Genomic DNA, 5,377 nt, shown 5'->3' with positions numbered 1-5,377 from the left:
GGCGGCCGCCGCAGGCGAGCGCGCCTCGATCTGCCGGAAGAAGGTGTCCGCCTGGTCGGGCCGGTCTTGGGCGGCTGCCTGCAATCCCAGTTCGAGCCGCGCGTGCAGGTCGCCGGCGGCGGCGGCCTTGCGCAGCAGCGCTGCCTGGGCTGCCGTTCGTGCGTCCTGCTGCGCATCCGGCGCCGCGGCGCCCGGGCGCGCTACCTGCGCCTGTACCTGCCGATCCGCCAGCAACCACGCCAGATAGTCGGCACGCGCCGGATGCCGGGTCCGCAGCTGGGCGATGGCGCGCTGCGCCGCGGCGGGGTTGGCCGGGCCGACACAGCCTTCGATATGGCACCAGGCCAGCCCGGCGTAGGCCCAGGGCTCGCGGCCAAAGCGCGCCGCCTGCTCGAACCACTGCAGCGCCTGCGCCGGGTCGTGGCGCACGCCCGCGCCATGCAGGTAGATCAGGCCGAGCAACCAGGCCGCCTGGGCGGAAGGCACCGTGCTGCCCACCGGACGCGCCGACTCGGCGGTGCGCTCCAGGCGGTGCAACTCCTGCAGCACGGCTTGCCGCTGCGGATCGGAATCAGCGGTTCGCAGAGGCGCCGTCCCGAGCGGCGCGGCATCGATGGAGGGCGCATCGTTGGCCGGGCGCCCCTCGATGGCCGGGGCCTCGCCGGGGCCGGACCGAAGCGGTGGGACAGTGGTGCTCTGCGGGTTCACGCGCAGGGGGGCGGGGGGCGCGGGCGCCAGTTCTGCTAGCACGGTGGCCCGGGCCGGACCCATGCCCGCCGCCAGCGCGAGCGCTGTCGCCAGCCACCAGGAAGGATGGGCAACCATGGTCAGCCGCCAGATGCCTGCCACGACAGGGACGGGATCCCGGGCGCAGCGCGGTGGGTTGCGCAGGACGGTGGGCATCTGGGGCCGCCCGGGTTTCAGCGTGCAGCGGCGGGTGCCGGGGCCGCCGGGGCCACCTTCCACTGCACGCTTCGGGTCACCATGCCCGCGCTGCCGGCGGCGGCGTCGAAGTGCTGCTGCAGCTCTTCCAGGGAACCTACATCGCGCAGCGGTGCCAGCGCGGCGCCCTGCATCGATGGCGGCAGCTTCGGCAGCACGTCGTCGCGGGTCGCCAGGCACATCACGGTCTCCTGGCCGGGCTTTCCGGCGTCCAGGATGAAGCCCGGATTGGGCGCCATCCAGTCCGGGATGCGCACCGCCTGGTTGGCCGAGACCAGCGAATGCGGCTGCAGCAGGTTGGGCAGCAGGCGCATGATGCCGCCGCTGGAATCCGCGAAGTAGCAGTACAGGTGGGAAGCCCGCGTCACGGTGGCCGACAGGAAGACCTGCTCGCCCTCGGTGAAGGCTGGGCGCTCGCCGGCGGGTTGCGGGTTCTCGATTTGCAGGTCGATGGACCAGGGCGCCTGTGCCGCCACCTGCAGGGGCGGCAGCTTCCCGTCGGCCGAGGTCTGCGCCGTGGTGACGGTCCCGGTCGCGGCCCAGCCGACCCGCGCGAGCGAGCCGTCTTCCGCCAGGCTGACGAAGTTGCCCAACGCGGCCTCGTAAGTCTGGAAGTCGATGGTGCCGCTCACGGGAATGCCCCGGTCGGCCTGAAAGCGCGCCAGTGCGTCGCGCACCAGCGGATCGGTCACTGGGCGGTCGCTCGCGTCCTGGGGCAGGTAGCCGCGCGTCACCAGCGAGGAGCGCAGCAGTTGCGATTGGCCGCTGTGCCCGCTCTCCAGGTACCAGTCGTGCATCTGGCGCTGGAACTGCGGATGGCTCTGGTCGAGCGTCAGGCACTGCCAGTAGGGCAGGCGCGCCCACTTGCCCACGAGCTCGATCATCGACAGGTCCACCAGCGTGCGCAGCGCGGCGCCGGTCCCAATGGCGTAGTCGCGCCCCACGTTGAAGCGCACGCCGTACTCACCGATGCGCCCGCCCAGGTCCACGCCCTGGCCGCCGCTGCCGACGATCACCTCGTTGGCCGAGTCCAGCCCGGGGATGATGGTGCGCGTGCGGAAATCCCCCAGGTGCACCTCCAGCGCCACCACGGTGGCGTTGCGGCTCTGGCTGTAGCCCAGGTCCACGCGTGGCCCGGAGATCCCCGCATCGAAGGAATTGTTGATCACCCCCTGGTCCACGAAGGCGATCGCGCCCGAGACGTAGAGGGCCGGGCGCTGCAGCTGCATCTGGTTGTTGTTGAGCAAGATGGTGGTCAGGTTCTGCACCGTGTCCTGGCGCGCGATGTCCACCTCGAAATCGACGAAGCGAAAGGCATTGCTCACGCGCGACATCTGCGACAGCGCCGTGACGACCATTTCCTTGGTGGCCGCCGGCACCTTGCCGGAGAAATCCACGAACTGCTTGCTGGTGATGAGCGTGGTCGGCACTTCGGCGGCGCGCAGCATCCGGTCCATGCACATCAGCGACTCGGAAAAGCTCGAGACCGAGCGCACCGGCCGCACCACGGGCCGGCTGGCGATCGGGGCACGCTCCTGGTACTGGCGGTCCTTGCGCGCATCCATCGGGGTGGTGCAGCCGGCAGTGAATGCGAGCGCCGCCAGGACAGCGAGCCAGCTGGGACTGCGCGTGCGGGTGTGCTGCTGGCCGGACCTGGATGTCGCCATGGGCATGGCTGCCTCCCCTCGGATTCATTGGTTTTGGAGCGAAGAGCGCTCGGCGGCTGGGCTGAGCGGCCGGGGCGCGCGGTCCGCTGGCGGCTTCAGTTGCAGACGTTCACCAGGTCGCCCCGGATGACCACCACCTGGTCCGATCCGAAGGAATTGCCGGGGTCGCGCGGTGCCAGCGTCTGGACGCAGGTGGTGCGCGTGCCGTTGGTGTGCACGGCCGAGACCACGTCCTTTTCCGTCTGCACGCCCATCAGGTCGGGGGCGTAGGCGCGTGCGACATAACGCGCGATCTTCGCCTTCGCGTGGTCGGGCAGGTCGCGGCGGTGCACGATGTCCGCCGAGCCGCCGGGCCGGGCAGTGGGCAGCTGCAGGTAGCTCACCTTGCCGTTCACGGTGACCGGGTCTTCCCCCGGGGCTGCCATCGCCATCCAGGCGAGCGAACACCCTGCAAGGAGGAGGCAGAAATTACGGGCCTGGGCGCTGGGCGTCATGGCAGACCTCCGGAGAGAAAGGAAGAGAGACAGGCCCGGCCGCCCCGGGCGGCCAGGCCTTTCGCGGCGTCAGCGGGAAGCAGTGCTCCAGCAGTAGCCCGTGGGGCAATCCGGCAGCTTGAAGGTCGGCGGATCGCAGGCGTCGTTGGAGGCCAGGTTCTGGATCGCGACGCTGCCCTTGCCGTTGGCGAGGTTCGAGACCAGGCCACTGACCACCGTGGTTTGGGTGGAGGTGCCGCCGATCGCGATGTCGCCAAAGTTCGAGGACAGGTTCTGGAAGGCCTGGGAGTTCTTGCCCCTGGCCTCGTTGGTCACCGTGCCGCTGCCGGAGACGTTCTGGGTGGAGGCGGCGCCTTTCTTGATGTTGACCCCATCGTAGTTGCTCGCCAGGTTCTGAACCGCGGTGCTGTCAGCGTTGTTGGCGAGGTTCTTCACGGTGGCGCTGCTCATGCTGAGGGTCTGGGAGCTGGTCCCGGCCACGATCACCTTGCCGGTGTTGCTGGCGCCCGACTGCACGGCCACTGCGCCTCCGCCAGTGGCAGAGTTGCTCATCGCCGTGTTCGTCAAGGACGAGGTCTGGGTGCTGCTGCCGCTCACGGCCACGTCGATGGCGTTGCTCGACACGTTCTGCATGGCCTTGCCGTTGTTCTTGCAGTCGACGCCGTAGCAATTGGCGTTGCCGCTGCCGGAGGCGGAGTTGGTCAGGCTGCCGCCGGTGATGGTGGCCGTCTGCGAGGAAGCGGCATTGCCTGCCAGCTCGACCTTGCCGTAATTGGAGGACACGTTCTGGACGGCGATGTCACCGCGCTGCAAGGCGTCGTTCTTCACCCTGGCGTCGCCGCTGACGGTGGTGGTCTGGGTGGATGAGCTTCCCGCCGCCACGCTGATCCGGCCGCGATTGCTCGACAGGTTCTGGATGGCAGTGGAGTCGGCCTTGGCCTCGTTGTGCACGCTGGAGCCCGAGTTCACCGTGATGGTCTGGGTCGAAGTCCCATCGATGGAGATATGGGGGCTGGAGGTCGGCCCGACGGCAAGGACCGAGGCCGAAGCGAGGGCGGACAGGGTGAAGATGGCAAGCGATTTCATGGAAGTCTCCTCCGGAGATGGACTGTGGAAATCCCGGGCCCCTCGAAGAAGGAAGGCCTCGGTATGGACTCCGCCCCGTTCAGCCGTCTGTCAGTGCTGGGCTCGAGGTTTTGTCGGCTCCAGTGTTGGCGCGTTGTCCCTCCCGGGACAATCGCCCCAAGGGTCTACACCCGAATCGCGAGGGCACGCCCCCGGACCGTCGAGCGTGCAGGCCGCAAGGTGTTGGGAATCAAGCAAAGTCTGCTATGCAAAGCAGAGCGCCGCGCATCCGCCACGCAATTGCAACTTAGTGTGTCTCGTGTAAATTCCTGAACGAAGCCCCTCGACCGATGCCTGCCTGGCCCCCGCAGGGCAACGGGCCCTTGCAGCGCGCGGCCCGGTGAGCGCTGGTCGTCCTGCGTGCGTGGATCCCTGCCGCATCGCGCTGCCCGCTGGTCCCTGCGGGGGTTGGCGGCCTGCACGGCCCCTGGCCTGGGCGGGGATAAATACCCTGTTCTTATGGTATGCAAATGTTAAATAAGCAACCCTCGGACAGATTTCGCAAGCACCAGGGGCTTTGGGAGTAACTTGCCTGCTGGCAGCGTAACTTTTTACCGTACAAGGCTGGGAGGTCCGCATGTTGAGCTTGGATACCACCGCAGGTGACGCATCCCTGGTGCGTCCACAGCTTCCGGGTCACGGACGCATCCCCTCGCGGGCAGGTTCGTCTGGCCTGTGGCCCGACTTCCTCGCCGGCCAGCTCGACAAGCCGGTGCGTGTCCTCCTGGTCGACGACGACCCCCACATGCGCCGCGTTATCGCAACGGAACTGATGGCCGATCCCCGTACCTTGCTGATGGCGCAAGCCGCAAGCGTGCGCGAGGGGCGCAAAGCCATCCACCAGCACGAATTCGACGTCATGCTCGTGGACCTGCACCTGGGCGATGGACAGGGGTTCGCCCTGATCGATTGCATGAAGTCCGTTCGCCCGTCGGCGGAAGCGGTGGTGGTGTCGGTCATGGAATGCGACGACCAGGTGCTGCGCGCCTTCGAGCTCGGCGCCACGGGCTACCTGGTGAAGAACTCCTGGTTCGGCAACTACCCCCAGGCGGTCCTCCAGGTCGCCAATGGCGGGGCCTCCATCACCCCGAACCTGGCGCGGCGGTTGCTGCAGCGGCTGGGCCACGGGACGGCGCCGGCTCCTGCCGG

The 5,377-nt window shown here is 68.5% G+C and carries 5 protein-coding genes; 1 reads left to right on the top strand and 4 read right to left on the bottom strand.

Features of this window, described 5'->3' with window-relative positions; all coding sequences use genetic code 11:
* From A612_RS07450 to A612_RS16095, 4 genes are all read right to left on the bottom strand, one after another.
* On the bottom strand, positions 1-825 hold an 825-nt coding region (locus A612_RS07450; protein WP_206536116.1), incomplete at its 3' end, for an SEL1-like repeat protein.
* 95 nt (positions 826-920) lie between these two features.
* Positions 921-2,609 carry a DUF4384 domain-containing protein gene (locus tag A612_RS07445; protein WP_051001469.1) on the bottom strand — a complete coding sequence of 563 codons (1,689 nt, stop codon included), beginning with the start codon at positions 2,607-2,609 and terminating at the stop codon, positions 921-923.
* 95 nt (positions 2,610-2,704) lie between these two features.
* Positions 2,705-3,103, bottom strand: coding sequence for a hypothetical protein (locus A612_RS07440; protein ID WP_040436305.1), 399 nt, complete (start codon positions 3,101-3,103; stop codon positions 2,705-2,707).
* Positions 3,104-3,172: 69 nt separating this feature from the next.
* On the bottom strand, positions 3,173-4,189 hold the full coding sequence (locus A612_RS16095; RefSeq protein WP_019373877.1) for a hypothetical protein: 1,017 nt from the start codon (positions 4,187-4,189) through the stop codon (positions 3,173-3,175).
* Positions 4,190-4,805: 616 nt separating this feature from the next.
* Between A612_RS16095 and A612_RS07425 the strand changes: the two genes are divergently transcribed.
* Positions 4,806-5,377: response regulator (locus A612_RS07425; RefSeq protein WP_040436306.1), on the top strand; the 572-nt coding region annotated here is incomplete at its 3' end.

It is taken from the genome of Melaminivora alkalimesophila, assembly GCF_000282995.1.
In the GTDB taxonomy this organism is placed as follows: domain Bacteria; phylum Pseudomonadota; class Gammaproteobacteria; order Burkholderiales; family Burkholderiaceae_C; genus Melaminivora; species Melaminivora alkalimesophila.
This window is presented reverse-complemented; position numbering and strand designations above follow the sequence as displayed.

Coding starts and splice junctions, on each gene's coding strand:
- A612_RS07440 (WP_040436305.1), bottom strand. CDS start 3,103: ATGACGCCCAGCGCCCAGGCCCGTAATTTCTGCCTCCTCCTTGCAGGG.
- A612_RS07445 (WP_051001469.1), bottom strand. CDS start 2,609: ATGGCGACATCCAGGTCCGGCCAGCAGCACACCCGCACGCGCAGTCCC.
- A612_RS16095 (WP_019373877.1), bottom strand. CDS start 4,189: ATGAAATCGCTTGCCATCTTCACCCTGTCCGCCCTCGCTTCGGCCTCG.